This window comes from Acetobacter aceti NBRC 14818 (assembly GCF_000193495.2).
Taxonomy (GTDB): Bacteria; Pseudomonadota; Alphaproteobacteria; order Acetobacterales; family Acetobacteraceae; genus Acetobacter; species Acetobacter aceti.
On the sequence record NZ_AP023412.1, the window covers coordinates 1 to 25,755 of the forward strand.

A 25,755-nucleotide genomic window follows, 5' to 3' on the forward strand; every position below is an offset into this window, starting at 1 on the left:
AAAACCCCGAATCTCGGTTTCGGTATTTAAAACCCCGAATCACTTGACGCAGGTATTTAAAACCCCGAACTTTAGGCATGGTATCTGAAACCCCGAATCTGCCTGTTGTTCATGAGGCCCTCCTGCCGGAGCGTCATCCGCAGCATGACTTATTCATCTGCGACGTGGCAGATGCCGTGCTTAAGGACGTGATGCCGCAAATGGAGCATCCGTTCTATTCCCTGTCGAAAAAACCCGAAACTTCCGTTCGTCGCTATGAACATAACGGGCAATGGCTGGAAATCACGCCAAGCGTGAAGGGTCTTGCTACAATCTACGATAAGGATATTCTGATTTACTGTATTTCGCAGATCATGGCGAAACTAAAGGCCGGGGAAAAAGTATCGCAACGGGTGAGGATCAGCAGCCGCGACTTACTCATCTTCACCAATCGCGGAACGGCAGGTAAGGACTATAAAGCCCTCATCGAAGCCCTCGACCGCCTTGAAGGCACACGTATCCGCACTAACATTGTTACAGGCGACGAAGAACAGGTGGACGGTTTTGGCCTGATCGACGCTTCATCCATCCGCCGCAAACTTGGCCTCGACGGTCGCCTATTGCATTGCGAGATCAAGCTGTCGGATTGGGTCTTTAACGCAATTAAGAGCAATGATGTTCTGACACTGCATCGTGATTATTTCCGGCTACGCAAACCGCTGGAACGACGCGTTTATGAACTCGCTCGCAAACATTGCGGTCAGCAAGCGGTATGGAAAGCCTCTCTTGAGATCCTACTGAAAAAATCAGGCTCTCAAAGCCCAGAAAAATTATTCCGACAGATGATAAAGAACCTCGCTGCAAGCGATCATCTACCGGATTACCGTGTCGAATTCGATTCTCAGAAAGACATGGTAACATTCATCAATCGCGGCACAATGAAAGCTGCCGAGCCAGCAGCCGAGGCTTGGATGGGTGCGCTCGATCCTGATATTTACGGGGATGCTCGGAACATCGCGCCAGGGTGGGATGTGCATCATCTCGAAAGAGAATGGCGCATGTGGCTGGGTGATAACGAGATCGCTCCGAAGAACCCTGAGCGGCATTTCATCAAATTCTGCGAGACGTGGTTTGCTAAGCGTGGTCAACCCTGATTGTACAAATATACGAGCATAATCTATCTAAATAGATAATCAGCGCTCTCCAAAAGGATGACGACCGTGCTTACGCATCAAGTCATCAATGGCCTCCCCGATCAAACCCTGAATAGTTGTATCAGTATCAAGCGCAAGTTGATGTAGTCCCTTGCTAACTGCTGGAGAAAAATACCCCACCACAGCCCGCTTACCTTCTCTCGGATTACGTGGGCGGGCTTTCTCTACCACCGTTTGCGCTGCCGGTTCCACAACCGATGGCGCGACCGTCTTTTTGAGACCAGCAAACCGACTCATGCCGTATATCCTCAACTTAGAAAATTGCTAACGCGTTTTTGTGTCATCTTGTTTGTGTGATGGCATGTTAACTTGATCACACACCCAATTCCACAACAGTGCTATATCAGCAGCAGCCTTGCTTTCCGGCTCTGCTTCCTGCGCGGTACGACCGGAACCAACGCTATGATGAAAAACTGCACGCTCAGGCAAAACAACAGGAGCAACAGGGATACCAAACTGCGCCACAACCTCGGCCGCCTCCTTATAAACTTGGGGCGCACGAGGAGGACCCGCAGTAAAAATCACGAAGGCAGGCTTGCCACTGGCTCGCACAAGTTCCGCCGTTGTTCTAACAGCGTCCATATCGAAAGCACGTGGTCTGCATGGAATTAACAAGAAATCAGCGACACGACACGCCTCACGCGCCATAATATCGGCATGTGGGGGGGTATCTATTATCGATAGTTCTGCGCCCAGTTCGGACGCTTGTTCCAGCTTTCTTGATAACAAGGCGTGCGCCGCACAATCCACCACATCAGGCTCGACATCCCCCCGCCATGCTTTCCATGAACTTGCAGTCGCTTGGGGATCGGTATCGAGGATCAGAGAAACGTATCCAGCGGCACTAGCACTAGTAGCCAAGTGTAGGGCAAGCGTCGTCTTCCCAGCGCCTCCCTTCTGACTAATGATCGCGATTGTTTTCATGTCACCATGTTTCTGTGTTAACACATTAACAAATTACCATGTTATTTTGATAACTCAATATCTTCCTCAAAAAAATCGACGATCTAATCGAACCCAATATTCCGCATGTCTCCGACCGATGCCGTTAGCACCCATATAATGCTATCATGTTTATGTGTTAACACATAAACACAGTGACGTGTTATCTTTCCGCTGCACAATGGCAGCGACAGTGTTCTTGCTGATTCCCAGATCGCGGGCGATCCACCGATAACTCCGCTTTTCGGCCACCAACGCCAGAACCTTCGGAGCCAGACGGTCAGACTTCGGCCGCTCTTCTTTCTGTCGGCCGAGAACCTTCCCTCGCGCCCTGGCGGCGGCCAGACCGGACTTCACCCGCTCGCTGATCAGATCCCGCTCGAACTCCGCAATCCCGGCCAGAACCGTCGCCAGCATCCGTCCATGTGGTGTTGCCAGATCGAACAGAGGTGGTCCCCATTTTTCGGACAGGGCGATAAGCTATCATCTGGCCTGAACGAGGACGGGTTTTATGGGCAAGGTTACGCGGAAACGGTATGCGGCAGAGTTCAAGTCACGGGTTGCGCTGGAGGCGATCCGTGGGGAACTGACGCTGGCGGAACTGGCTTCGAAACATGGCGTGCATCAGACGATGATCGCCCAATGGAAGCGCCAGGCGATCGAAGGCATGGCAAGCCTTTTTTCTGGTAAGTCAGTAACGGAACCTTCAGTCAGCCCTGCTGATGTAGAGAAACTGCACGCGAAGATAGGCGAGCTTCTCGTGGAACGGGATTTTTTACGCGATGCCTCTGCTCGGTTGGGCGTGATCAGAGGCGGCAGATGATTGACCCACAGCGACCGCGCCTTTCCATTGTCCGGCAATGCCTGCTGCTGCATCTGAACCGGTCTGGCGTCTACTATCGGCCTGTGCCACAGAGCGAGGCCAATCTGGCGTTGATGCGGCTGATCGACGCCCAGTTCCTGGAAACGCCATATTATGGCTCACGGCAGATGACATGGTATCTGCGCCGCCTGGGATATGAAGTCGGCCGCAAGCGGGTCCGGCGGCTCATGGCGATCATGGGCCTGCGGGCGGTCTACCAGAAGCCGCGCACGAGTGTGCCTCATCCGGAGCATCGGAAATATCCGTATCTGCTGCGGGATCTGGTCATTGAGCGGCCTAACCAGGTCTGGTGTTCCGATATCACGTATATCCCCATGAAACGGGGATTTCTCTATCTCGTGGCGATCATTGCTATCTCCATAATTAAACTGCCACGGCCAGAATTATTCTGCCATATTCCGGGATTCCATGGGATCATGTAGCCAGACCCGAGATAATCCAACTACCGCCCTTCTTCCTGCTCGGTCTGGTTTTCCGCATGGAAGCGCCTCAGTCCGTCTTCGACTTCCTTGCGAGATTTGTAGCGGGTTAGGTGGCGATCCTTCTGCGAAGCCAGAAAGCGGCAAACGCTGCCTTTGCTGCCCACTCTTTCCCATCCAAACCGTTTGACGCTTTCGGCATGAAGATCAGCCATACGGAGAAGCGGGGCGTTCTTACGCAGCCAAGCGCCCAGTTCTTCATCAAGCCATATGCCGTGGCGACGGATCGTGGTGGTTTTCTGATGTTGGCACAAAAACCGCTGCAAGCCGCTTCGGCTTGGTGTCCGTTCTTTCCCAAACTTCTCCAGGCAGAGTTTCCGAAGCTCGTCATTCCTGTATTTCGGGTATTCAGCGAGTAACCACGAAGCGACTTCCGGCTTGTCGGAGAAGAAATCCTTATCCCCCAAACGGCCCTTCCGACCCTCGCTTTTCAGAAAGCCAGCGACAGTCGATCTGGACGGCACGCGAGACTCACCGAACTGCTCAATACAGGCATTTCTGATTTCATCAATCGAACCGGTTGTCTGATTTTGACGAAGCCATTCTGCCAATTCACGATCACGGTATAGCTGATTCAGGAAAGGCGCACCTTTTTTGGTGTCACCAAAAAAGGTCGCAATATCCGCTGCTGTTAGCCCGCATTCCTGTCCGAACTTGGTTTTTACGGCTCTTGCCATCAACGAGTAAGTAAAAACCGGACTTGTAATCATTTTTGAAAGATAATCTGCGATTTCTGCGGGAATTTCTTTTGGGGTATTCATCAGGAAAATCTCGATTGAAGTGCAAAAATACGCTATAAAGTGACTGCAACGCACGGTGACACGGTGAGAATCTCCCGGCCGTAACGACCTGCCAAGGCGTGCTATGCAGGGGTCTGGGGAGGCCCTGCTCGTGCGTTGCTCTTCTTTTCACATTCGTTCTGCAAATGATTGGCAAGCAGAAGGGTAAGCACCAGCCTCCTGTTAATGATTCTTTTCCGGACATCCATATTCTCACCAATATCCTCGACCTGCCGCGAGATTGAATCAGGCACATCCACAGATGTCATGCCATATTGCTCCTGATCTTCCGCGCAACTGGCGAGTCATCCTCTGGCGACTTCTTCGGGTCCATGTTCTTGAAAACAGACATATCCGGCACTGGCATCAGCCCCTGTGCGAAGCGTTCCGCCTTTTCCGGATTCTGCATGTGCATCTCGATCAGATCGTCAATCAGCGGTCGCACTCACGACCCGCTCTTTCGACAGTCCTTTCAGCCACACTTCGGCGCTTTTCCGAGCCGTATGCTGCCGCAGGTCTTTCATCTCCTGCGCCATCGTGGCGATTTCCTGCCGCATGTGCGTGACCACCTGGTCCCGCGCCGACTGGATGCCCGTCACCACCTGATCAACCGACGCATCCGCGTTCAGGTGCAGATCAGCCGTCAGCCGCGTGTGCAGCGTCAAGCCTTCCGATGCAGCTTCCAGCCTTGAGCGCAGAAGCTCGTCGGGCGCATCCTCGGCAAGACCAAGCAGGGTGCGGACCTCGATAAGCGTCATCTCAGCCATCGCTCAGCCCTCCCTTATGTGCCGCTCGGTGGATTGCCGTCCGCCGTCGTTCCGGCTCCGGCCTTCCACGATCCGCCCGTGCTGAGGAAGTCAGCCACATCGCCCCATGTGTCCGTCGCGTTCGACGCGCCCAGCAGATACTGGGTGATGATCGGCGTGACCGTCCCATTCCATTCATTGGTGGTCGCATTGATGTTCTCGGCACGGAGCAGGCGCAGCGCCACGCCCTCGTTCCCCGGAACTGTCACCAGATGCGTCGGACGCACGCCAAGAGGACGCCCGCTCTCCGATTTCTGACTCATCATGGCCGCACGGACCACGGAATAGTTATAGGGCGTCAGCGGGTCCGTGCAGGCAAAGGCAAGCTGCCACAGGCCATATCCCACGTTGTAACGGGCGTCCGCGCCATAAAGATTCTGATTTCTGTAGAAAACACCGTCATCAGTCGGCTGTGTTTTCTGCACGAAAACAGGCGGACGCCTGTTCTGGAAAATCAGCGGCCTGATGGGACGTGAACAGTCCAGCAGGAACCACGGCGCATTTTCACCCGAGCCAAACACGTTGGATACCACCGCCGTGCTGCCTGAATTGTAAGGTGACTGCGGATGCTCCTTGGAAAAGAACGGCTGTCCATCCAGACAGGGATTGATGAAGCCTTCCCCGAGGAGACTGAAGATCAGTTCATCCGGATGCGTCGCCGCCGCGATTCCCATATCGCGCATGATCGGCGCGTAAAAACCGTAGCGGTCATCTTCAATGTCGTTTCGATCCACCGCGACCGTCTGCTCCCAGTTCCGATTCTCTATCTGGAAGGACTTGCTGCCGAGATGGTTGATCGTGCGCGATCCGGCCCACTCCCTCATGTGAGGGAAATTGGTCAGAAAGGAATAGTTCGAAATGGCCGTGCTGCTCGGCACAATCATCGAAACATCCTTGTAATAGCTCTGAGCACTCTCAAGCGCCTGATTGAAGGCGTTCTTAAATTCGGTAAAGAGAACCGAAAGGTTCCCCGTGGACATTTGCATCGTTACGTTTCCTGCTTCTATTACGGATCAGGACAGCCCGAGCTGCGCCCTGATGGTTTTTCTGAGTGCTTCCTGTTCGCTGTCCTGCGTTGCCTGGTCGGATGCTGCCGGACGGACGGTCATCAGCCGGATGGCCGCCATGTCCTCGCGTATCCCGGCCAGCAGCGTTTCCGTCTCGTCCTGAGCGCCCGCCGTATGCAGGGACGCCAGTTCGCGGATGTTCGGCAGATTGGTCAGGGACGTGTTCACGATCCGGGTGACATTGCCCTTCGCATCCGTGGCGAAAGCCGGTGACAGAAAGCGATATTCCCTGCCTTCAACAGCCTTTTCCCCGGCGGGCGTCCATTCGACACGCCCCCAGATGCCGTCTTCCCGTGACTGCAATTCCACAATCCAGCCAGCAGCAGGCGCTTCTCCGCCACTCTTCGCGGCCATCACCGTGGCGTGGTTGTAATCCAGCGGCAGCGGACGCCCGCCGTTCGGCAGCGATGACGCGATGACCTGAGAGGCATTGTGCAGATGATACGGACCGCGCCCGTCCACACCCTTGAAGGTTCCGGCTGGCACGATCTGAATCCACTCCGGAGCCTTGCCGCCTTCCGTGTGCGCCACGATCTCCGGCAGGGCGCTCATCACGCCCGTGACGATTGCTTCAGACGACATGAGCCGGTTTCTCCGATTTCCTCAGAAGGAACTCAGCCCCCTGATAGGTGACGCCAAGCGCGGATGCGATCTGGTTGATCGTCTGCCCATGCCGTTTCAGCAGCCGGGCGCGATAGGATTTCCCGACCGGCAGCGTCATGAAGGAACCGCCGAACTCTTCCGCCAGCGCCTCGAAGAAGTCAGCGCCAAACCGCTCGATGTCGTCAGCAAAACAGCTTTTTGCGAACGACATGCCTCTGTCGGGAATGGAAACTTTCTGGCCGCCAAAGATGGACAGAAACTCAGCCGTCTTGTCTTCGCCGATGTGATAATCAATAAATCGGAGAATACGACTGTTCAGACACGGATCGTTGTCCGGGTTCTGATCCCATATCGGCAGACTGTCCGATGCGCTCATTCTGGAATTGCCCTCCACGCCACTGTGGAAGCCATAGGACCAGACCAGTCAGCCGCACCCAATTAGGCACAACTGCATCATTCCGGATGAAGTGGGGGAACAGACCGCTCGCGCTATTAAAGTAATATGCCTTTTAAGCGTCTTTAAGCGGGGGCTGGGGAGCCGGAAGCGTGCTTCCGGGTATGAGGGGAGCCGAAAGACACCCAAGGCGCTCTCAGCGCAAAAAATCCATGATATCCATCTGCCGGTCATCCTGCCGCCGCTCGGGAAGTGTGCGCGGGACCGGATTGCGCCGCAGCACATCGAACACCCGTCGGACGGAACAGCCAGACCGTCCCGCGATATCACTCTTGGTCAGACCACGACTGGCCAGCTTGCGGATGCGCCATTCCCGATACTGCGGGACTGCGAAACTCTCACCTCCCCGCAACGCCACCAGCACGGACGCAACGCCAAGACCATACAGATCGGCAAGCCGCGATCCCTCTGCATGGCGCGGCACCATGATCGGACGCCCGGCCTCGCTCTCCAGAAACGCAAGCGCCTCATCCTCGCCAACAGCAGAAATGAGCGAGGACAGAAGGTCGGGCCTACCCGTCATGTTTTGCAGCCTTTCGTGCGATCATCCCGCGCAAGACAACAATGGCATTTTTTGCTTTGTCTTCAGGAAGGAAGCGGAGTGCTGATATTTTCCATGTCCGTTCCAGCCAGTGGCCAAGCTGACTCTCCGTTCCCTGTCCATCTGTATAATTGCACCATAACTTTCTGATATTGGCGATCTGTCCGGCAGTCGCGAAACCCGGGCGTCTGCCCAGATTTCGCGTGGCGCTGTCACTCTGAAAACCCAGCCGGGCGAATTCATCCATGAGGTGTCGAAAATTTTCGTCAGACAGGTCTCGTGAGGATGAAGCACCCGCGACCCGCGCCAGAATGGCGCGGTAATCGGCGTCAGAAAGCATCAGTTTCTTTCTGGCCACCTGCACAAGCCGGAGCTTGGCGGGAGTGAGCGGCTTAGTCTTGCGTGGCATTGTCGAGTTTCTCGATAACACCTGTCAGACCATTCGCCCTGCCATACACGACAGAAATGGTCTCAAGAGCCGCTTCGACAAGGTTTACCATCTCCTTATGGTCATCAAGACTTTCCAGCGCATCCTGAAGAAGACGCATCGCACCGAATGACATAAAGCCGATCTGCATGGCTTCCGTCTGGGCATTGAACAGCGGGGTCATTGTCATCAGACCAGCCCTCCCGTTACGGCAATGGCGTCTTTCAGGGTGGCGAGGGTTATCTTTCTGCCTTCCGCGATCTGTCCGGCCATCTCCACCACTCTCTTTATATTATGGAGTCCGCCCCGTTCGCATCCGACGCGATAAAGCAGCGCGAATTCTTTTTCGCCCATGATGCCGAGATGGTTGCAGATGGCTCTTATGTCCTGTTCTTCTATGGAAAGATTGACCCTCTTCTGACCAAGGCGACCTGACAGGGCATCCATATCTTCCGAACGTCTTCTGCCACAGATACGCTCATGCAGGCTTTCCGTGCCGACAAGCACGATGCCGGGATTGCTGCTTCTTGATTCCAGACGGTCCCAGATATTGCGGATTGCAGACAGAAGATCGGCAGACATGAACTGGGCTTCATCCAGAATAAGCAGGCTGGTCTGGTTTTCCAGCTTGAATTCAATGCCCCGCATCAGCTCCTGCGGACAGTCACCGCGAGACGTATAGAGACCCAGCGCATCGGCGATGTGGAAAAGGCCGGGGCGTGTTTTGTCCGTGGCCCGTGTCATCATGATATAGGTGACTTTCTGCCCATAGGAGCAGTCATCTTCATCCGCGACAGGATTCAGCTTTGCGGCGAACTGGCGTGCAGCCGTGGTTTTCCCTGTGCCTGATGACGCGGTCAGCAGACCAATCATGCCGGTGCGGTAACTGGAAAGCATGAGATTTTCCATGCGTTCCATTACAGGCGTGGGCCACAGGGTATCGGCGTTGTTGCTGTTCTCATTGGCGCTTGGTAGTCTCACAACCTTGGTCATTGGGTGTGTCCCTATGTGATCAAATCGCCGGGAAAAGCCTCCCGGCAGGCGGTCGTCGGGTGCTCGTAACACCCGACGACTAGGCTCTCCGTCGCATCAGTGCGGCATTCAGCTTTTTGAAGGCCTCATCCTGAGTGCGATGGAATTCTTCGCTGTCTGAAGGTCTGGCCGGGGCTTCCGGTAGGCGCTGTCTCGCGGCCTCTTTCAGGACAGGTGAAATGGTGACTTTTGCTTCCGGTGCTGCCGGGCGCGGTGCCGGATTGTCAGTGGCGTAGCGGGCCATTTCCGCCGTCAGATCAATCTTTTCCAGACCGGCAGCGTCAGACCTGATTGCTTTATTGAGGACTTTCGACTGGCGTGCCTGCTCGGATGCACCGGCCCGGTCCAGCATGTGAAAAGCCCTCTCTTCAAGCGCAACGAAAAGCGGTCTGTCATGGTCATCCAGCGCGACAATGCGCGTTCCGTTCTCCAGAAGAGGAAGACGGAAGCGCATCTTTTCGCCAACTCTCAGCATCATGTCGTCATGACGGAAGCGGCGGTTATTGATGGAAACGACGCCTCCCGTCTGAATGAGACGGGTGACTTCCGGACCAAAAGCAAGGCTGAATTCGTCTGGATTGAAAGTGATGGCTTTCCACCCATGCTGAATAAATTCAGCCATCTTTGTATTGGGAGAGAAACCCGGCATGTATCCTTTCTGCTGGGGAGCGGCATTATAAAATTCTATTTCATTGCGAATGGCTTCATGGACAGCCGCCTCATTGCCCGGCATCGGTGCAGGCGCTTTTCCCTGATTTTCCACCTTCTTTTTCATGCGGTCGCCACCGACAAAACCGGGAAGCATTGGCTCAATCGTGCGGGTAATGTTTGAAAACACCCCTTCAATAACCTTGGATTGCGGGTTGTAAGGCAGGCTGCGCTGGATGCCTCCTTCCAAGGAAGAGACATCATCTATCAAAATGTCATGTCCAACATCGCGGATCAGTGCGGCCAGACGGGCCAGATCGTCTGTCGCAGCGCCTGTCTGGAATTCTCCTCCGTTATCAAAATACAGATGTTTCGGGACACCCCAGCTTGGGTCGGCAAACATATCTCGCATGGTTGCAAGGACGTGCTCCCGCCTGATGGCTTCACCCTTGGGACAGATAAAGCTCCGGACAAACAGTCTGTTGGTCGCCTGATCCTGAAAGGCGACCATTTTGGCAGTCGTAATTGATCCGTCCTGACGCCGGGCCAGAAAGTCACAGTGACGCACGTCAGCCGAGACCATATCCATTGGGAGCAGACCGTCGCGTGTGCGTCTGATGCGGGGTTCGATATCCGACGCATACCCGCCCGCGTCCGTGCGTTTCTTGTGAACCAGCTTGCTGGTGCGTGTTCTTGACGGTTTGCTGATATAGTTCTTCGGGACACGGCAGATCATGTTAAGACGTGGATCAGCGGCCTCTAAACCGGCGCTTAGCGCCAGATCACGGCAGAAATGTTCCATGAACATCTGGATTTTTCTGACGCTTGAAGCTCCGCTTCCCCACAGACTGCGAACACGAAGATCAATCCTCGCAGCGATTTCCTGCTGTCGTTCTGTCGGGACATCCACGCTATCCATAACCCGGTCCCAGGCACGCCATGCGATAACACGCGACTGACCGCGATCCGAGCGGGATTGCCGAACGCCAGCAAGAAGGCCGCGCTCTTCATCCGCTTTCAGCCAGCTTCGTATCGTCCGTTCCGTCAGAAGCCTACCGTCGCATGTAGCACCCGAGGATAGCAGCGACCGAATGGCTTTGCCCCGCTCTCTGGAACCTTTCGGACCGGATGACTTTATTTTCGACAGTAATGCAGTGCGTGAAACAGAATACGTTTCTAAATTTTGAACGAGGAAAGTCGCAGGTTTTGGCTGTAAATCTTTAGGAAGAGAAGAAGAGTTTATTCTATAGCCAATTCCTCTATTCCCGCCATGAGATTTTACAGCGATTATATCTAATAAAATTCCTCTCCACGGTTTTCCATTAGCTGCTCTCTTGATTGCTTTCTGGGCGCAGCGCAATGATATATTTGCCAGCATGGCAAATTCTTCAGCGCTAATAGTGATGCTTTTCACCATTCGCTTATACCGGCTTCGCTCATGACTTTTGCGGTCATTTTTCTTGCGGCAGGCCCGTTGCTTTTACCTGATAAGCATTTTCTCACCCATGCGGCTGACACTTCTTCTTTTCGGCACCATGCTGCAAGCGTCCAGCCACGAGCCAACAGGCCCGATCTAACGATCCTGTATAAATCCCTGTCGGAATGCGTTACACTAATGAGGCAATTAGGTTTCATGTCGGAACCATGGACTTACCTCAAGCGCAATGTCAACATCTGTCGTTATTTCCGACATTTTGTGGAGAAAATGTAATGTCTCAGGTGAGTGTAGAAGATATCCACTCTCTCGGTCTTCGAATCAAAATGGTTCGGGAAATTTTGGGAGAAACGCAGTCTGATTTTGCCACGAAGGTTGGTGTATCGAGAAGTTTCCTTTCTGAAATGGAGAGTGGGCGATCAAAGCCATCGATTCAGTTGTTGATGGGTGTCTGCAAGCACTTCCCAGATGTTGATAGAGACTGGCTAATGACTGGTCGTGGCCAAATAAGTCAGCATATTTCTGGCGGAAGTGATAAGAGAAATTTAGCTGATAATATGAATATTAATATTTGCAGTAGTCTTAATGGTGTGGACGCTGATGCAATTATATGCGCCGTGAATTGTTTTATTATAGTTTCAAGTGGATCAAAAATCACATTAGATAAATCATCTAAAAAGGATTGGCTGAAAGAATTTTACTCTAGATACTGCGGCGCTTACCAAGATGCATTGAGCTCCGAAAAGAGCACGCATGATCCTCGCGGTTATGCGGAAACAAACTGCGAAAGTTACGCCCGTAAAATAGCGGCTTCTGCCCAATAGGATAAGGAGGCAGAAACTTACCTCCATTGGGTCGCCAGTTAAGGCGGAATGGAGGTAAGTTTGCTGCCCCAGTTTAATAAAAATCCAATTTTATCAGTGCGTTATATTTTTTCACATTTAACATATTATGCCTAATTTTAGTATGTGTGCCGCGTCACAAACTCTCATTTTAACTATCTGATAAAAAAGGATTTTATTTCATTCATGGCATAATAATTGTTGCCAATGTTGGCAAAATAATTTTGGCGACCCCATCATGGACTGGTTCACGCGCAAGGTGCTGTCCTGGCGTCTGTCGAACACGATGGATGCGGAGTTCTGCATCGAGGCGCTACAGGATGCCCTCACGCGCTATGGCGCTCCGGAAATTTTCAATACTGACCAAGGGTCGCAGTTTACGACGCCCCGTTTCACCGGGCTCCTGGAAGAGCGTCAGATCCGCATCAGCATGGACGGGCGCGGGCGATAGCTGGACAACGTGTTCATCGAGCGTCTGTGGCGGTCGCTGAAATACGAATGCGTCTATTTGCATGCGTTCGAGACCGGATCGGAGCTACGGGCCGGGCTTGCCGGATGGATCACCCATTATAACGGGCAGCGTCCGCACTCGGCACTGGCTGGACGCACGCCCGATGAGGCGTATCATGACGTGCCGACGCCATCTGGTCCGGGGTTAACCCCGGACCAGATGGCCAACAGCAACGCCGTCAGAAGGGCGGCATAACAACAACCGGGTATAGCTTATCAAGCCCGCAAAACTGTCCGAACGGACGGGACCACCTCACATGACCATCGCAAAACCCAATCGGGAGGTTTCTCCGCGGCGGGTTGCGATCAGATCGAAGTCATCCTGGCTGAGTGTAAAATGTCTCGTGATCTCGCGATCATCGACAGAAGGCTCGTAATGTCGGGCGAGAGCTTCACGGGTCAGAAGACGGCGCCGCGCCATGATCGGATGTCTCCTTCATGTGTCCGGAAGGGGATCGCTTTCTGAAACGCTGCCTGCATCTCCTGACTGGCAGAAATCCCGGCCTGACGAATCCCTTGCCCATACGCCTGGGGCGTCATCTTCAGCGTCGGATTGGCCTCAATCGCCTCCATTCGTGCACCGACTGCATTCATAGCCTTCACGACACGGGCCAGATCCTCTGTGTAATCCGGAGGCCGATTGTCCCGCCATGCCTGCGGCAACGCTTCCACGCTGCGCCGGAGCACCGTCATTTCAGCGCACAGATCGGCAAATGCGCGCTCAGCCGGATCTGTCTCACTCATGACGTTCTCCATTCAGTAATGAAACCGGCACTGGGCAATCTCGATCCGCTGACCCTCTCCCGCGCGCCCCTGAACCCGGTAGACCAGACGATGTTCTCCCGTAATCCGTCGGGACCACCACCCAGAAAGCTGCCCCTTCAGGGGTTCCGGCTTCCCTATCCCCTGAAACGGATGCCGACGCACATCCTCGATCAGGGCATTGATCTTCTCAAGAACCGCATTGTCTGACTGAAACCACGAAAGATAATCCTCCCAGCCATCTTCATGAAAAATGACTTTCACGCTGACGGTTCACCCTGAGGCTCCAGAAGATCATGCTCGGTTGCCGCCCCGTGCTCGATGTCACGAATGCTCCGCAACAGCCTCTCCGCGTTGCGTGGGCTGCTCAGGAGATGCACGGTTTCCTGCCAGCCGGAGAATTCTTCTTCCGACATCAGCACGACACTGCCTTTCCCGGTCTTGCGGGTCACGACAATCGGCGCACGGCTGTTCACTGCTTCGTCCAGATAATGCGCCAGGTTCTGGCGCAGGTCGGTATAGGAAACATAGGTCATGATCGATCCTCCATGTCCACCATAACGTACAGTTTTCTGTACGTCTCCTGTTTTGCATCTCCCTATCGATACCGCGTGGTCTGGAGCGAGACACGGCCAGCCCCCACAGATTGAAAACCCGCACACCAGCCGCCTCGAAAGGCGACACGTCGTGGCTGGCCAGAACACGCTGCTCCGGGACGGGCCTCCTCGTCTCCATGATCACGTTGGTATCAAGCAGCAGGATCATTCGAAGGACATTGCCTCGGCCGGGGTCTGATCGCGGGTCTGCAAGACCGCGATATCCTGATCACGCACACCGGCCTCACGACCGATGGCCCCCAGAAGCGATCCCAGCCGACCGGCCTCTTCTTTTTTCTGCATGTCCTCTCCAGTCACCGCGCCGAAATCAGACAACCCGTTCCAGCCCCAGATGTGTCACAAACGGATCAAAGTCCCGGTCACTGTAAAGGAGCCGATACCCGCTTACGATGCATCGTGTGGCAATCAGGGTATCAATGGTCTTCCGAATGGTGATGCCTCTGGCGCGCAGATCACGAAAATATCGTGCCGCCTCGATCATGACATCACGTCCCCCGATCTCTACCAGATCCAGGGCACCAAGCATCCGCCGTGCCTTGTTGAAATCCCGCTCATTCGCAAATCCCTGAAGAACTTCCGTCATCATCAGATCCCCAATGGCGACAGGTTCTTCTCCCAGAAGCCGATCCAGAACCTCAACCTGTGGCGTAACCGTACCTCGGAAAAAATCGATCCAGACCGATGAATCGACCAGAATCATACGTCGGAACGCATGGCGTCGAGATCACCCCGCCACTCCAGCCTGCCCTTCATGGAACGCAGTTGCCGCTGCTGATACAACTTGATCAGCGTCCGCAATCCGAGTTCGACGGCTTCTTTCTTGGTTTTGACGCCAGACGCCTTCAGCGCATCTGTCATGAGGGTATCGTCAATAATGATGTTGGTTCGCATGATGTGTATCTCCAGTGAAAATTATACACATCAACATATCCTCTCTCAAGCAGATTACATCCCCATATCCATACCGCGCGACCTGGACCGCGACAGGGACTGCTCCCTCTGATGAGGATGCAGCCCGTGATCAAGCGTCGATCCCTTCCGGATGCCCAACTCGCGGCTTTTCTCCCGCAGAATGGACTCAAGCTGCGCATCCCGCTTCAGCTCCTTCAGCGCCACACCCTGCTGCTCGCGGCTCATCCCGTCCCACGTCTTCACGAACCGTGCCGCCCGCAATTCCGGGCTCTTTCGCACCCTGTCCTCATGCTCCAGCCCCTCGACCAGCCTGCCCGCCCGTGCCGGACCTTCCAGACCATACAGCGCCTGCCGGATCTCCGGCTGATGCTTCAGCGCCGCCCGCAGATCCGCCTCACCGCCACGCCGGACCCGTTCCAGATCCCGACCGGCCTCAAACAGCGCCTTTTTCTGATGCTCCAGCACCGGCAGCTCCTGGCGCACCATGCGCTCGGCATCCACCCAAGCCCGCGCATACCGCTCCACCGCCTGCTGAAGCGGATCACTCCCCGGCACGAACCCGTCCAGCCCGGCCGGCACCTGCTCACGCTGCACACGTGGCAGCCTCAAACCCGCAAAGGGAGAGACAGGAGCCTCACGCTCAACCTCACTCTTCCCCTTCCCGGCCTCCAACCCGGCCGACACGTCTTTGTCCGCCGTCCGGCTACGCCCCCGCACGGACAGGTCCAGCCCGTCGAACATCCCACGTTTCTGCTGTGCCGACGCAGGCTCTGGCATAGGCACACCTTCAGCTTGCCTGTCCTGCCGGGGGCCAGAGGCAGTCTTGCCGCGCGCCACCACGATCTCGCTCTCGGGGACATGCAGCCCGCGCCGACGCGCAAACCCGGCATCCCGATCCCGGACATGCGGGTAATCCAGCGTGGTGTCCTTCAGCCGCTCGCGCGACAGCCGCCGCACCAGCCCGTCAAGGTCGCCCACATCATCCCGGCCCCAATGGATGGACACGCTCTCCCGATGCCGCGACAGCGCCACATAGGCCCCGTGCCGGTCCATGCTCCCCGTCGCCAGCACATGCGCCCGATCCACCGTCACACCCTGCGATTTGTGGATGGTGGCCGCATAGCCATGATCCAGCGCGTCATAATCCGCCACCGACACAGACACGACCCGGCCACGTCCGGCTCCCTCCTTCCCATCAAGCTGGACCGATAACGCCAGATCCCCAGCCTCAGCCGACCCCACGATACCCCGCACCGTCCCCAGCGTACCGTTCTTTACCCCTAGCTCCCGGTCATTGCGCAGGAAGTAGATACGCTCCCCGTCCGCGAACACCCGCTCGCCCTGGGCGGTCGGCACCAGCACGTCGTCACCCAGCTCACCCGCCTCCCTGCGGATCTCCCGCGCCGCTTCGTTCAGCGCCCGCACATCGACACGCCGATGCGCCAGCATGATCTGGCTTTCTTCGGGCGCAGCCTGACGGGCTTGATTCCACCCGGCCACCACTCCGGCCCGCGCCTCTTCCAGCGTGTCATGCCCACGCACCAGGCCAGCCGCCTCATAGCGACCCAGCGCCTCCCCCGTCCGCCCCGTCGCCAGCTCCTTCGTGGCCGCCTGCTGCCAGCCTTCACGCTGCCGGCGCACGGCGGTGATTTCCACAGACCCGACCCGCTCGGCCACCGCCCGGAACGCACCACCAGCCTCGATCGCCTGCAACTGCTCGGGATCACCCACCAGCACCACCTTGGCCCCAGCACCGCGCGCGGCCGACAGCACCCGCTCCATCTGCCGCGATCCCACCATGCCGGCCTCGTCCACCACCAGCACGTCCCCGCGCTCAAGCAGGTCGAACCCACGTTCCCACGCACGCTCCAGGGAGGCCAGCGTCCGGCTCTCGATCCCGGACCCGGCTTCCAGACCTTCCGCTGCGATCCCCGACAGCGCCGCCCCGCGCACCCGGTACCCGGCCTCTTCCCATGCCGCGCGGGCGACACCCAGCATGGTACTCTTCCCCGTCCCGGCATAACCGACCACCACAGACAGGTCGCGGGACTTCGTGACCTCGCCCACCGCCAGCGCCTGCTCATCCCCAAGCCCATCCCGCGCCATCGCCGCCCGACGCACTGCCAGCGGCACCGCATGACCCTGGGACTGCCCCATCGCGAACGATGCCTCTTCCAGACGCTGCTCGACCCCGATCATCGCGCGCGTGGAGAACCGCTCTCGCCCGTGCCCGTCTTTCCCGAGCGCGACCAGCTCCGGACATGCCTCCACCCGAACCATGACAGCACTGAACTGTTCTGCATCTGCCGTCTGCCGGTCCACGAACCGCGCCAGATCCTGCCGGGTAAATGTGCTCTGCTGCCGGGTCAGCGCCTCCAGCGCCACATGCGGCTCGGCCAGCAACCTTTCCCCATTGCGTCGCGCGATCTCCAGGTGATCAGCGACCCGTTCCGCATCCTCGCCCCGCTCTTCCCGGCGCATCCCGGCCGGACCGATTTTGTTCTGCGGCTCAAGGTCGATCCTCTGTGCCGCGAACGACCGATGATCGATCCGCACATCCAGGTCCAGCTCGGCCAGCCGTTCATTGGCAAGTGACGCCCATCGCCCCCGCCATGTCAGCAGGAGTTCTTTGTCATTCCACGACCGCTCTTTCGCACCAAACCCGTTCTCATCCACAGACCGCGTGGACAGCATCACATGGGCATGAGGCTTCGCCTGTCCGTCCTCACCAATATCCCAATGTACATTGAGATCGGCCACCATACCGCGTTCCACGAACTGCTCCCGCACAAAATCCCGTGCCAGCGCGATCCCCTGCGCCTGGGTCATTTCGCGCGGGATTGAAAACTCCACCTCGCGGGCAAGCTGGGCATCCTTGCGCTTCTCGATTGCCTCGACCTCGTTCCATAGGGTCGCACGATCAAGAAACCGTTCCGGCGCGCCATCGGGCAGCAGGATCTCGGAATGCACCACACCGCTCTTGTTGGAAAAGTCATGGTCGCGATCCAGCCGCACGTCATGCAGGCGGGACGCCGCGCGATAGGCCGCCGCCGCCACGGCACTCCGGCCGGTGGCGCGGCTGATGACCTTTGCATGCAGATGATAGATCGCCATGAGCGCGATCCTATCACACCACTCAAGCGCACGTCACGCAGTGACGTATAAGCGCGCACTCATATTTTACTACGCCACAAGGATTGATTGCTCTGGATGAGTGACGCGGTTCTCGCCTGTGTGGTAGAGTATGGCACAGACCAGCAGGACAGGGGACCGGAAATGCGCAGGCCACGGGACATTGATGCGGAACTGAAGGCGCTTCAGGAAAAGGCGAAGCAGCTTAAGGCGCAACGGACCATCCAGCTCGGCGAACTGGTCGAGGCGACGGGAGCCGATACCCTGTCGATCGAGGCGCTGGCCGGGGTAATGCTTGCGGCTATCGAACAGGCGGACGGCAAACCCGAAGCCGTCGCGAGGTGGACCGAACGGGGGACGGCGTTCTTTCAGACCAGCGCAAAAAAGGGCGGCCGGAAAGGAACCGGAAACGATCAGAACGGATCTGCTGGCGCTTGAAAGACGGATCAGGAAGCAGGCGGCCCTGATCCATCGCCATCTGGCACGAAAGGCACGCACCGACATGCGCGACTGGGCGAAGGCGCGACGGGAACGCACCCATCATCTGATCGAATTGGGTGGCCTGGTTCAGAAGGCGGGACTGGTTGATCTGACCGATGATGACCGCGCCACCCTGCTCGGAGCCTTTCTGGATATTGCGGGGCAGCTTCAGGGGGGAAATGAGACCACCCCGGACGACCTGAAATCACGATGGAGACGCGCGGGGCTTCATGCCTTCGACAGGGACAGGGAACAAGGCTGACGACAAAACACGATCATCCGAAACGGACAGACTGTAATCTCGGCCACAGAACAATTTGACGGCCTCGACACAAACACTTCAAGAGGATACCTAATGGCTCCAGAATGGTTTTCTGATACAATCAACCGTCATCGATGGATGTGGAATCTGAATGCCCGGTTCGTTGCACGGGCGGCAAAGCGTATGACCGATACGGATGCCTTGATCTTGCTCAATGAGGCGGTCAATCTGGAAATAGCGGAAACGGCTGCCAACCTCCTTCGGGAAGGTGTGCCAGAAAAAATCGTCGCTGATTTCGTTATAGCTTACAGTCAGACACAACGAGCAGAATTGCTGGATAATGTCTGCGATTACGCATGGCGGATTTCTGCCCCTGTCGCTGCCACGAAACACGAGGCGATGAAGACATGACCATGACGGACCTTTCCGACGAACGGGCTGCCAAAAGGGATGCAATCCGCAAGGCACGCAACAGCACGAAACCCACTGTCCCGGCCGATCAGGTTCTTGCTCTTCTGGACGCCGATCTGGCCCGGATTCAGGCGGCCATTGACACCCTCCCTACGCCTCGCCCCACGGATTGATGAGGGTGTTGGTGTCGTGAACGATCCCCCCCCGAAATCCACGTCCCTGATGGCCTCGTGGAACGCGGGAACGATCCCTCATTCCCGCGCTGAAGATTACCAGTAATATTCGTGGGGTCGCCGGGTGCCGGTATACGGAAAGACCGCCTCGACAGGATCGAGGTCGCCCTTGATGATCAGGCGGGCAACATGCCTGTCATGATGACGACCAGGACGGATATCGTGCAGATGACTGTACCAGTTGGGAGATTCAGAGGCTTCACGTGAACCTCCATAGCCACAGCGATCCGGCTGGTTGGTCCAGCGATGATTGCGACCGTATTTGCGGCTGTGATGATAGGTGCGAGACATGGGAGCTTCCCCTCCATGACGCGCGGAGTGATTTCCGAGCGTACCTACATCGCCCGATCTCCTCTGTTCTGGTCGGAATATACTTTACCGCGTCTGTGCGACATCGGTCTCCAGCAGGGACGCCGGCAGGCGCATGTTGAGGGCAGCCGCCTTGGGTTCGATCTCAAAGCGCATGGGCTTGAAACCGGACAGGTCATACCGGGTCAGATCGACGGTCGCGACGAAATCCTCGGCCGCTTCGTCACTGTGCAGCGAGGGCATGGACCTATTTTTGTAGCTCATACTGGTCGATCTCCTTCAGACGGCTTCGATCGGGCCTGGATAAGCCTTTACCAGCGGATCATGGGTCAGCAGAAGCACTCCTTCCACCGTGGCCTGTGCCACAAGGATCCGGTCAAAGGGATCCCGATGCACATCTGGCAGTTGTCCGACTGCCAAGGCGTGCTGGCTGGTGATCGGTAACTCCTCATAACCGTTTTCGATCAGACCGCGTCGCAGCAGATGAGGATCGACCTGGAAGTCTGCCCGTCCCAGCCCGGTCTTAATGGTGATCTCCCAGAGACTGGCCGCACTGAAGACCAGATCATTGCCCGGATATTCCATCAGGGTTCTCGCCCGTGCTGACAGCTTATCTGGCTCTCCGGCTGCCCAGAGCAGCAGATGGGTATCCAGAAGAAGCCTCATGCCGGACCGTCGAACAGAGACACAATATCGTCCTGTCCCATGCGATCAAAATCTTCGGGCACCCGGATTTTTCCAGCCAGAAACCCCAGACGCCGTTGCTGTAACTCTTCAGGAGCCGCAATCGGGCTGACCCGCACCATCGGCCGGCCGGCTTTGGCAATGATGAAGCTTTCCCCTTTCATGGCCGCGTCAATCAGCCGGGACAGATGGGTCTTGGCTTCGTGGATGTTGACCGTGCGCATGGCGAAAGCCTCCTGAGTTTACTCAAAAAAAAGACTTAGTCATATTAGTCTGGTCCATCAAGACAAATGTCGCCAGAACCACCTCAGGAAACGAAAAAAGCACACTCATCGCGTTCCTCGCCTGCCGTCATACCCTTTCGGATGCGACATTGGCGGTCAGGAATGCCGCATAGCCCAGTTCGTCCATCTGACCTGCCGCCAGCGCGAGAACCGCATTTGCTGCATCTTCCTGGGCTGCCGTGAAACGATAGCCGTTCAGTTCCAAAAACAGCACACCGAGCACAAAGCCCGTACGCTTGTTCCCGTCGATGAAAGGATGGTTTTTGACGATACCCGCCGTATAGACGGCCGCCAGATGCACTGGATCCAGCGGATCCGCATAAGCCGCATGCTGCTGTGGCCGGGCAAGCGCGGATTTCAGAAGACCTGCATCCCGTACGCCGGAAGCGCCACCATGCACCCCCAACAGCCGATCATGCAGGATCAGGGTATCCCGTTCGTCTATCCAGACGAAGGCTGTCATTGAGCCAGAACATGCAGCGTATCACGGTAACGCCGCATAATATCTTCAGCCTTTGTCATTTTGGTTTCGAAGTCAGGATCATAGGGCACGAGCCGATATCCGCCGTCTGGTGCTTCGATCAGATACAGGGGCGCGCCGTCCTGGGTGTTCAGCCGTGAGATCACTTCCCTAGGCAGCACCACCCCAAGTGAGTTTCCGAATTTTCGCACTTTCAGCTCGACCATAGTGAATCCCACCCCAAAGTTATTACTAATGTAATAACTGTTTGCGGTTTCAGCAACCATCATGGCCCCTGAACATTAAAGGGGCACAGATATACGGTAGGCAGCCCAAAGGGCGAACGTGGGGTCCTCACGCTTTTGCTTTTTTCCTCGTTAGCAGCTTTTCACCGTCTGCCCGCAATTCGCCCTTTGGTCCGACGAAACGGTAGAGCGTCTGCCTAGTGATGCCGAGTTCGGTACATAGATCGGCCACCTTCGTTTCCGGCTGACCCATTGCTGCCCGGGCGAGGCGCAGTTTCGCCGGTGTCATCTTGAACGGCCGTCCACCATTACGGCCACGAGCACGAGCCGCCTCCAGACCTGCTTTGGTCCGCTCGACAATCAGCGCCCGCTCAAATTCTGCCAGGCCGGCGAAGATCGCAAAGACCAGGCGGCCGTTGGCGGTTGTGGTGTCGATCGACGCACCTTCGCCAGCCAGGACCTTCAGTCCGATGCTTCGCTTCGTCAGGTCATCGACGAGATTGACGAGGTGGCGTAGATCGCGACCGAGGCGATCGAGTTTCCATACAACGAGCGTGTCTCTGGCGCGCAGCGCCTTGAGACAAGCCGCGAGGCCTGGACGGTCGTCCTTCTTTCCTGACGCGGCGTCCTCATAGATGTTGTCGGCATCGACGCCAGCCCGAGCCAAGGCATCGCGCTGAAGGTCGTGGACCTGGCTGCCATCGGCTTTTGATACCCGAGCATATCCGATCAAAGCCGTCATTTATACGTCCGTCTGCGTGACAATTTTCCTTTGGCAGCGCCAAAGCCCGTAGATTGTCACATAACCCGTCTTGCAATGTAAGCTCCGTGAACGGCTATCTCCGGTCTTTTTGTGACATACGGAGGACCGATGCCCCGCCGCATGATTTTGACGGATGCCGATCGGCAGAATTTTCTTGCCCTGCCCACCGATGACGACACCCTGATCCGGTATTGGAGCCTTGATGAGGATGATCGTCACCTGCTCGAAACGCGACGGCGCAACGACACCCGGCTGGGTCTGGCGCTCCAGCTTTGCGCGCTTCGTTACCCAGGCCGCCTGATCCAGCGTGGAGAGGTCATCCCGGAAGGTGCGCTCACGTTTCTGGCCGAGCAACTCGGGGTCGATCCGGACGCGATTTCGACTTTCGCACGGCGAGCACCAACCCGCTACGAGCAGTTGGCCATCCTTCGGCAACATTATGGGTTCAGCGAACTGACCCACCCCTTGCGTGCCGATCTGCTTGCCTTTTCCTGCGGCGTGGCGCTCGCTTCGACCAAGGACAAATACGTCGTCGCGGCCTTGGCCGACGAAATGCGCCGGCGGCGTATTATTATCCCCGGGATTACGGTGCTCGAACGGTTGGCCGGTCAGGCTTGCACCGAAGCTGAAGAAGCGCTGTTCGCCGACGTCGCCAGACGCTTAGCACCGGATCTCGTCGTTCGGATGGAAGCACTGCTCGGCATGGGGCCACGAGCCCGGCAAAGCGGTATATCCTGGTTGCGCGAACCTCCCGGAAAGGCCGGGGCTTCGTCCATGCGTGGCCTGATCGATCGGCTGATGGCCGTGCGGCATGTCGGCATATCCGGCCATGTGCTTCAGGCCGTCCCGACGCACCGCGTCCGCCGAATGGCGCAGGAAGGCCGCCGCCTGACAGCGCAGAACTTCGAGCAGATGCGTCCCGGACGCCGGCATGCGACACTTGCCGCCTTCCTGCTCGAAACGGAGATCGCGCTCACCGATGCGACGATCGCCATGTTCGAGACGTTGATCGGCAAGAGCTTCCGTCAGGCGGAATCGCTGCGTGACCAGAAGTTGCTCGAAACCGCCACGACTGCATCCTCGGCTCTCGATTTCTTCGCGAGCTTTGGCGACGCCATCACCGCCAGAAGAGAAACCGGGCTTTCGCTCGATGAAGCGGTTACGGCCGTTACCAGTTGGGACAGACTCATCGAGGCGACTGCCTCTGCAAAGGCAGCCAAACGGACCCGCGCCGACGACGATCTGATCGCCTATCTCCCGGCCCAATATGCGCGCATCCGGCGCTTTTCCGGCCCTTTCCTGGCATCCTTCACCTTCGAAGGAAACCGCCAGAACGCCCATTTCATCGATGTTGTCGTGCAAATGGCGGCGGGATGGAAGAACGGCCTCAGGTCGATAGAGCAGCCCTGGGTCCGCAAGGCGTTGCTGCTGGCGGACAGGCGTTGGCGCAAGGAAATCGTGGCTGCGGACGGCACGATCGACCGGAAGATGCTGGAACTCTTTCTGATCGTCGAACTGAAGAACAGGATCGCCGCCAACGAGATATGGATCAAGGGTTCGCACACCTATCGGGCGTTTGATGAGCACATGATCTCGCAAGAGACCTACGCCGTCATCAAGGCTGAAGCCCGTATTCCCGTCGCCATTCCGGTCGACGTCGAGGTCTATCTCGCCCAGAAAGCAGAAATGCTCAATCAGAAGCTCCGCGAGGCGGATCGCCGGCTGGAAACAGGCCGGGGCGATACCCGGATCGGAGCCAAAGGCCTGCGGGTTCCCACGGTCAGAACAGTCGAAACGGAGGCCGCGATCGCATTCGCGAAGCGGATAGCCGCGTACATGCCGCCGATCAGGCTGACCGACCTCGTCGCCGATATCGACAGGATCACCGGCTTCAGTTCCCTGTTCGAACATCTCCAGACCGGACGACCGCCTTCTGATCTGCGGATATTCTATGCAGCGCTCATCGCCGAAGCCACGAATCTCGGATTCTCCAAGATGGCGCTTGCCTGCACCGGCATCACGCGGCGCCAGCTACAGCAGATGGCGATCTGGCACTTCAGGGAAGAAACTTTTACCCTGGCGCTGGCGCGCCTGGTTGAAGCCCAGCACGCTGCACCATTCTCGGCCGTGTTCGGATCACATGCCGTTTCCTCGTCAGATGGCCAGCATATTCATCTCGGCGATGGTGGCGGGGTCAGCGATCTTGTTTTCGCCTTCTGCCATGCACTTGGGTTCGCTTTCGTGCCCCGCATCCCCGATCTCGACGGGCGGTGCCTCTATGGCTTCGATCCCGCGAAACAATACGGCATTCTCCAGAATGTCATGGGCGACCGTATCGACGCCGACCTGATCCGTGCGCACTGGGATGACATCCTGCGCCTCATGACTTCGCTGCGCACGCGCACCGTGAGCGCCTCGCTCATGTTGAAACGATTGTCGGCAACAACGAGGCAAAGCGGATTTGCCCAGGCGTTGCGCCAGATGGGCCGGATCGAGCGAACTCTCTTCACCCTCGACTGGATCAACGACGAGCAACTGCGCAAGACCACGACCACCGAACTGAACAAGGGCGAAAGCCGCAACAGCCTCGTACGTGCCGTCAATCTTCACCGGCTCGGCCGCTTCCGCGATCGGAGCCAGGAAAATCTCTCCATCCGGGCTTCCGCCCTCAATCTGGTGGTAACCGCCATCATCCATTGGAACACGATCTACACCGGCCGCGTTGTCGATGCTCTACGCGAAGCGGGCAAAGCCGTCCCCCAGCATCTCCTTGCCAGCCTGTCGCCCCTCACATGGGAGCACGTGAACCTGACCGGCGATTACCTATGGGAGGACAAACCCGCAATCGACGAAAACGGATTCCGCGCCATCCCGTTCATCCTATGATCCGCCTACCGTATACTCGTGCCCTTTTAATGTTCAGGGGCCATCATGCATTTTTCTGACGTGCTCAAGCGAATAGGCAATGGCCAGCCTATTAAGCCCCGCAGGGCACTATGGATTGCCGCACAGGCCACAACACCCGTTACAGGCACCCAAACAGCCACCACATCTGATAACGCCTGTACGGCCATCCTATGGCGTCTAGCAGGCATGTTGCGACACGTGAGCTGCTGAATGATCGCCTGAACTCCGATGTGTCTTGAGCAGTTTATGGTTTTGCCCGGTTTTTCTGATGTTGCAGGCGTTGGGTGAGCGCTGAACGGGAGAGTCCCGTAGGGCGTCGAAGGCGCCAACGTGGATGAGGAAGATGCTTTGGTGGAGAGACGATGCGTTTCCGCATCGTCAGATCATGACTTTGCGCCGTAGGCCGCGAGCCGGCGGGGACGGAGCCCCCAAGAGGCGGTGTTTGGGTTCAATTTGGTTGGAAATTTTTGAGGTTTGTGAGTTATCCACAGATCAAATGGTTAGAGAGGTGTTAAATAGGTGTTAGATTCTGTGTTAAGCGATTCTAGCATCCATTTAACACATTGATATAAAAACGGAATTTCTGGTTTTTTTCTCGGTTTGGTATTTAAAACCCCGAATCTCGGTATTTAAAACCCCGAATCTCGGTATTT

General features: G+C 56.7%; 33 protein-coding genes and 5 pseudogenes. 9 read left to right on the forward strand and 29 right to left on the reverse strand.

Translation table 11 applies throughout. The features are described 5' to 3' along the window. Positions 1 to 77: 77 nt before the first annotated feature. Entirely contained in the window at positions 78 to 1,133 is a 1,056-nt protein-coding gene (locus tag EMQ_RS16795; protein ID WP_010666791.1) for a replication initiator protein A, read from the forward strand. Between the two features lie 39 nt (positions 1,134 to 1,172). On the opposite strand, the gene EMQ_RS16800 is transcribed toward EMQ_RS16795, so the two are convergent. From EMQ_RS16800 to EMQ_RS16810, 3 genes and pseudogenes are all read right to left on the reverse strand, one after another. Next, positions 1,173 to 1,430: a ribbon-helix-helix domain-containing protein gene (locus EMQ_RS16800; RefSeq protein WP_010505208.1), complete on the reverse strand. Its 258-nt coding sequence runs from the start codon at positions 1,428 to 1,430 to the stop codon at positions 1,173 to 1,175. 27 nt (positions 1,431 to 1,457) lie between these two features. Further along, a complete protein-coding gene (gene parA, locus EMQ_RS16805) occupies positions 1,458 to 2,117 on the reverse strand; it encodes a ParA family partition ATPase (RefSeq protein WP_010666790.1) in 660 nt (219 codons plus the stop codon). A gap of 150 nt (positions 2,118 to 2,267) precedes the next feature. Next, positions 2,268 to 2,579, reverse strand: a pseudogene (locus tag EMQ_RS16810) (recombinase family protein); the annotation flags it as partial. Between the two features lie 67 nt (positions 2,580 to 2,646). Between EMQ_RS16810 and EMQ_RS16815 the strand changes: the two are divergent. Beyond that, positions 2,647 to 3,368: pseudogene (locus EMQ_RS16815) on the forward strand (IS3 family transposase); the annotation flags it as partial. A 92-nt stretch (positions 3,369 to 3,460) separates the two neighbouring features. Here EMQ_RS16815 and EMQ_RS16820 read toward each other — a convergent pair. From EMQ_RS16820 to EMQ_RS16870, 11 genes are all read right to left on the reverse strand, one after another. Further along, positions 3,461 to 4,312, reverse strand: coding sequence for a hypothetical protein (locus EMQ_RS16820; protein ID WP_132012112.1), 852 nt, complete (start codon positions 4,310 to 4,312; stop codon positions 3,461 to 3,463). 229 nt (positions 4,313 to 4,541) lie between these two features. Beyond that, on the reverse strand, positions 4,542 to 4,721 hold the full coding sequence (locus tag EMQ_RS16825) for a hypothetical protein (RefSeq protein WP_018308594.1): 180 nt from the start codon (positions 4,719 to 4,721) through the stop codon (positions 4,542 to 4,544). Further along, positions 4,705 to 5,043 carry a phage head-tail connector protein gene (locus EMQ_RS16830; protein ID WP_010666070.1) on the reverse strand — a complete coding sequence of 113 codons (339 nt, stop codon included), beginning with the start codon at positions 5,041 to 5,043 and terminating at the stop codon, positions 4,705 to 4,707. Before EMQ_RS16830 ends, EMQ_RS16825 begins: the two co-directional genes overlap by 17 nt. 14 nt (positions 5,044 to 5,057) lie before the next feature. Next, entirely contained in the window at positions 5,058 to 6,068 is a 1,011-nt protein-coding gene (locus tag EMQ_RS16835) for a Mu-like prophage major head subunit gpT family protein (protein WP_231368026.1), read from the reverse strand. Between the two features lie 27 nt (positions 6,069 to 6,095). Further along, positions 6,096 to 6,731, reverse strand: coding sequence for a phage protease (locus tag EMQ_RS16840; protein WP_010666068.1), 636 nt, complete (start codon positions 6,729 to 6,731; stop codon positions 6,096 to 6,098). Beyond that, positions 6,721 to 7,128, reverse strand: a complete 408-nt coding sequence (locus EMQ_RS16845) for a hypothetical protein (protein WP_010666067.1) — start codon at positions 7,126 to 7,128, stop codon at positions 6,721 to 6,723. The genes EMQ_RS16840 and EMQ_RS16845 overlap by 11 nt, the downstream gene beginning before the upstream one ends. Positions 7,129 to 7,342: 214 nt before the next feature. Beyond that, positions 7,343 to 7,729, reverse strand: coding sequence for a hypothetical protein (locus EMQ_RS16850; RefSeq protein WP_010666066.1), 387 nt, complete (start codon positions 7,727 to 7,729; stop codon positions 7,343 to 7,345). After that, positions 7,719 to 8,156: a regulatory protein GemA gene (locus EMQ_RS16855; RefSeq protein ID WP_010666065.1), complete on the reverse strand. Its 438-nt coding sequence runs from the start codon at positions 8,154 to 8,156 to the stop codon at positions 7,719 to 7,721. The genes EMQ_RS16850 and EMQ_RS16855 overlap by 11 nt, the downstream gene beginning before the upstream one ends. Beyond that, positions 8,140 to 8,364, reverse strand: coding sequence for a hypothetical protein (locus EMQ_RS16860; protein WP_010666064.1), 225 nt, complete (start codon positions 8,362 to 8,364; stop codon positions 8,140 to 8,142). Before EMQ_RS16860 ends, EMQ_RS16855 begins: the two co-directional genes overlap by 17 nt. Continuing rightward, positions 8,364 to 9,167 (reverse strand): AAA family ATPase, encoded by an 804-nt coding sequence (locus EMQ_RS16865; RefSeq protein WP_010666063.1) that lies wholly within the window; start codon positions 9,165 to 9,167, stop codon positions 8,364 to 8,366. The genes EMQ_RS16860 and EMQ_RS16865 overlap by 1 nt, the downstream gene beginning before the upstream one ends. Positions 9,168 to 9,246: 79 nt before the next feature. Beyond that, the gene (locus EMQ_RS16870; protein WP_010666062.1) at positions 9,247 to 10,773 is read right to left on the reverse strand and encodes a hypothetical protein; all 1,527 of its coding nucleotides are present in this window, start codon (positions 10,771 to 10,773) and stop codon (positions 9,247 to 9,249) included. 791 nt (positions 10,774 to 11,564) lie between these two features. On the opposite strand from EMQ_RS16870, the gene EMQ_RS16875 reads away from it, so the two are divergent. Both EMQ_RS16875 and EMQ_RS16880 read left to right on the forward strand, forming a co-directional pair. Beyond that, the gene (locus EMQ_RS16875) at positions 11,565 to 12,113 is read left to right on the forward strand and encodes a helix-turn-helix domain-containing protein (protein ID WP_035346056.1); all 549 of its coding nucleotides are present in this window, start codon (positions 11,565 to 11,567) and stop codon (positions 12,111 to 12,113) included. 253 nt (positions 12,114 to 12,366) lie between these two features. Continuing rightward, positions 12,367 to 12,837 (forward strand): annotated as a pseudogene (locus tag EMQ_RS16880) (transposase); the annotation flags it as partial. 60 nt (positions 12,838 to 12,897) lie between these two features. On the opposite strand, the pseudogene EMQ_RS16885 reads toward EMQ_RS16880, so the two are convergent. The 8 genes and pseudogenes from EMQ_RS16885 to traA form a co-directional block, all read right to left on the reverse strand. Beyond that, positions 12,898 to 13,062, reverse strand: a pseudogene (locus EMQ_RS16885) (DUF4158 domain-containing protein); the annotation flags it as partial. 32 nt (positions 13,063 to 13,094) lie between these two features. Continuing rightward, positions 13,095 to 13,385 (reverse strand): annotated as a pseudogene (locus tag EMQ_RS16890) (DUF6118 family protein); the annotation flags it as partial. Positions 13,386 to 13,397: 12 nt separating this feature from the next. Further along, on the reverse strand, positions 13,398 to 13,667 hold the full coding sequence (locus EMQ_RS16895) for a Txe/YoeB family addiction module toxin (RefSeq protein ID WP_010668420.1): 270 nt from the start codon (positions 13,665 to 13,667) through the stop codon (positions 13,398 to 13,400). Beyond that, positions 13,664 to 13,939 carry a type II toxin-antitoxin system Phd/YefM family antitoxin gene (locus EMQ_RS16900; RefSeq protein ID WP_010668421.1) on the reverse strand — a complete coding sequence of 92 codons (276 nt, stop codon included), beginning with the start codon at positions 13,937 to 13,939 and terminating at the stop codon, positions 13,664 to 13,666. Before EMQ_RS16900 ends, EMQ_RS16895 begins: the two co-directional genes overlap by 4 nt. A 225-nt stretch (positions 13,940 to 14,164) precedes the next feature. Beyond that, complete coding sequence (locus tag EMQ_RS16905; protein ID WP_010668422.1) at positions 14,165 to 14,302, reverse strand: hypothetical protein; 138 nt, start codon at positions 14,300 to 14,302, stop codon at positions 14,165 to 14,167. Between the two features lie 25 nt (positions 14,303 to 14,327). Continuing rightward, positions 14,328 to 14,720 carry a type II toxin-antitoxin system VapC family toxin gene (gene vapC, locus EMQ_RS16910; protein WP_010668423.1) on the reverse strand — a complete coding sequence of 131 codons (393 nt, stop codon included), beginning with the start codon at positions 14,718 to 14,720 and terminating at the stop codon, positions 14,328 to 14,330. Beyond that, on the reverse strand, positions 14,717 to 14,911 hold the full coding sequence (locus EMQ_RS16915) for a type II toxin-antitoxin system VapB family antitoxin (protein WP_010668424.1): 195 nt from the start codon (positions 14,909 to 14,911) through the stop codon (positions 14,717 to 14,719). Before EMQ_RS16915 ends, vapC begins: the two co-directional genes overlap by 4 nt. A gap of 54 nt (positions 14,912 to 14,965) precedes the next feature. Then, entirely contained in the window at positions 14,966 to 18,046 is a 3,081-nt protein-coding gene (traA, locus tag EMQ_RS16920) for a Ti-type conjugative transfer relaxase TraA (RefSeq protein WP_018308595.1), read from the reverse strand. Positions 18,047 to 18,142: 96 nt separating this feature from the next. On the opposite strand from traA, the gene EMQ_RS16925 reads away from it, so the two are divergent. The 4 genes from EMQ_RS16925 (at position 18,143) to EMQ_RS16940 (ending at position 19,390) form a co-directional block, all read left to right on the forward strand. Beyond that, positions 18,143 to 18,502 carry a conjugal transfer protein TraD gene (locus tag EMQ_RS16925; RefSeq protein WP_010665981.1) on the forward strand — a complete coding sequence of 120 codons (360 nt, stop codon included), beginning with the start codon at positions 18,143 to 18,145 and terminating at the stop codon, positions 18,500 to 18,502. A gap of 64 nt (positions 18,503 to 18,566) precedes the next feature. Further along, positions 18,567 to 18,806: a conjugal transfer protein TraD gene (locus tag EMQ_RS16930; protein WP_010665982.1), complete on the forward strand. Its 240-nt coding sequence runs from the start codon at positions 18,567 to 18,569 to the stop codon at positions 18,804 to 18,806. 183 nt (positions 18,807 to 18,989) lie between these two features. Beyond that, positions 18,990 to 19,217: a hypothetical protein gene (locus tag EMQ_RS16935; protein ID WP_231368027.1), complete on the forward strand. Its 228-nt coding sequence runs from the start codon at positions 18,990 to 18,992 to the stop codon at positions 19,215 to 19,217. Next, on the forward strand, positions 19,214 to 19,390 hold the full coding sequence (locus EMQ_RS16940) for a hypothetical protein (protein WP_010665984.1): 177 nt from the start codon (positions 19,214 to 19,216) through the stop codon (positions 19,388 to 19,390). The genes EMQ_RS16935 and EMQ_RS16940 overlap by 4 nt, the downstream gene beginning before the upstream one ends. Positions 19,391 to 19,486: 96 nt before the next feature. Here EMQ_RS16940 and EMQ_RS16945 read toward each other — a convergent pair whose 3' ends face one another. The 7 genes from EMQ_RS16945 to EMQ_RS16975 form a co-directional block, all read right to left on the reverse strand. After that, positions 19,487 to 19,741: a hypothetical protein gene (locus tag EMQ_RS16945; protein WP_018308597.1), complete on the reverse strand. Its 255-nt coding sequence runs from the start codon at positions 19,739 to 19,741 to the stop codon at positions 19,487 to 19,489. An 84-nt stretch (positions 19,742 to 19,825) separates the two neighbouring features. Beyond that, entirely contained in the window at positions 19,826 to 20,002 is a 177-nt protein-coding gene (locus EMQ_RS16950) for a CopG family antitoxin (protein WP_018308598.1), read from the reverse strand. A 36-nt stretch (positions 20,003 to 20,038) separates the two neighbouring features. Continuing rightward, on the reverse strand, positions 20,039 to 20,425 hold the full coding sequence (locus EMQ_RS16955; RefSeq protein ID WP_010665986.1) for a type II toxin-antitoxin system VapC family toxin: 387 nt from the start codon (positions 20,423 to 20,425) through the stop codon (positions 20,039 to 20,041). After that, on the reverse strand, positions 20,422 to 20,667 hold the full coding sequence (locus EMQ_RS16960) for a type II toxin-antitoxin system Phd/YefM family antitoxin (protein ID WP_010665987.1): 246 nt from the start codon (positions 20,665 to 20,667) through the stop codon (positions 20,422 to 20,424). The genes EMQ_RS16955 and EMQ_RS16960 overlap by 4 nt, the downstream gene beginning before the upstream one ends. A 127-nt stretch (positions 20,668 to 20,794) precedes the next feature. Then, positions 20,795 to 21,190 carry a type II toxin-antitoxin system death-on-curing family toxin gene (locus tag EMQ_RS16965; protein WP_010665988.1) on the reverse strand — a complete coding sequence of 132 codons (396 nt, stop codon included), beginning with the start codon at positions 21,188 to 21,190 and terminating at the stop codon, positions 20,795 to 20,797. After that, entirely contained in the window at positions 21,187 to 21,414 is a 228-nt protein-coding gene (locus tag EMQ_RS16970) for an AbrB/MazE/SpoVT family DNA-binding domain-containing protein (protein ID WP_010665989.1), read from the reverse strand. Before EMQ_RS16970 ends, EMQ_RS16965 begins: the two co-directional genes overlap by 4 nt. Before the next feature lie 127 nt (positions 21,415 to 21,541). After that, the gene (locus EMQ_RS16975; RefSeq protein ID WP_010665990.1) at positions 21,542 to 22,174 is read right to left on the reverse strand and encodes a recombinase family protein; all 633 of its coding nucleotides are present in this window, start codon (positions 22,172 to 22,174) and stop codon (positions 21,542 to 21,544) included. A gap of 129 nt (positions 22,175 to 22,303) precedes the next feature. Between EMQ_RS16975 and EMQ_RS16980 the strand changes: the two genes are divergently transcribed. After that, complete coding sequence (locus EMQ_RS16980) at positions 22,304 to 25,081, forward strand: Tn3 family transposase (protein WP_010665991.1); 2,778 nt, start codon at positions 22,304 to 22,306, stop codon at positions 25,079 to 25,081. Positions 25,082 to 25,755 lie beyond the last annotated feature (674 nt).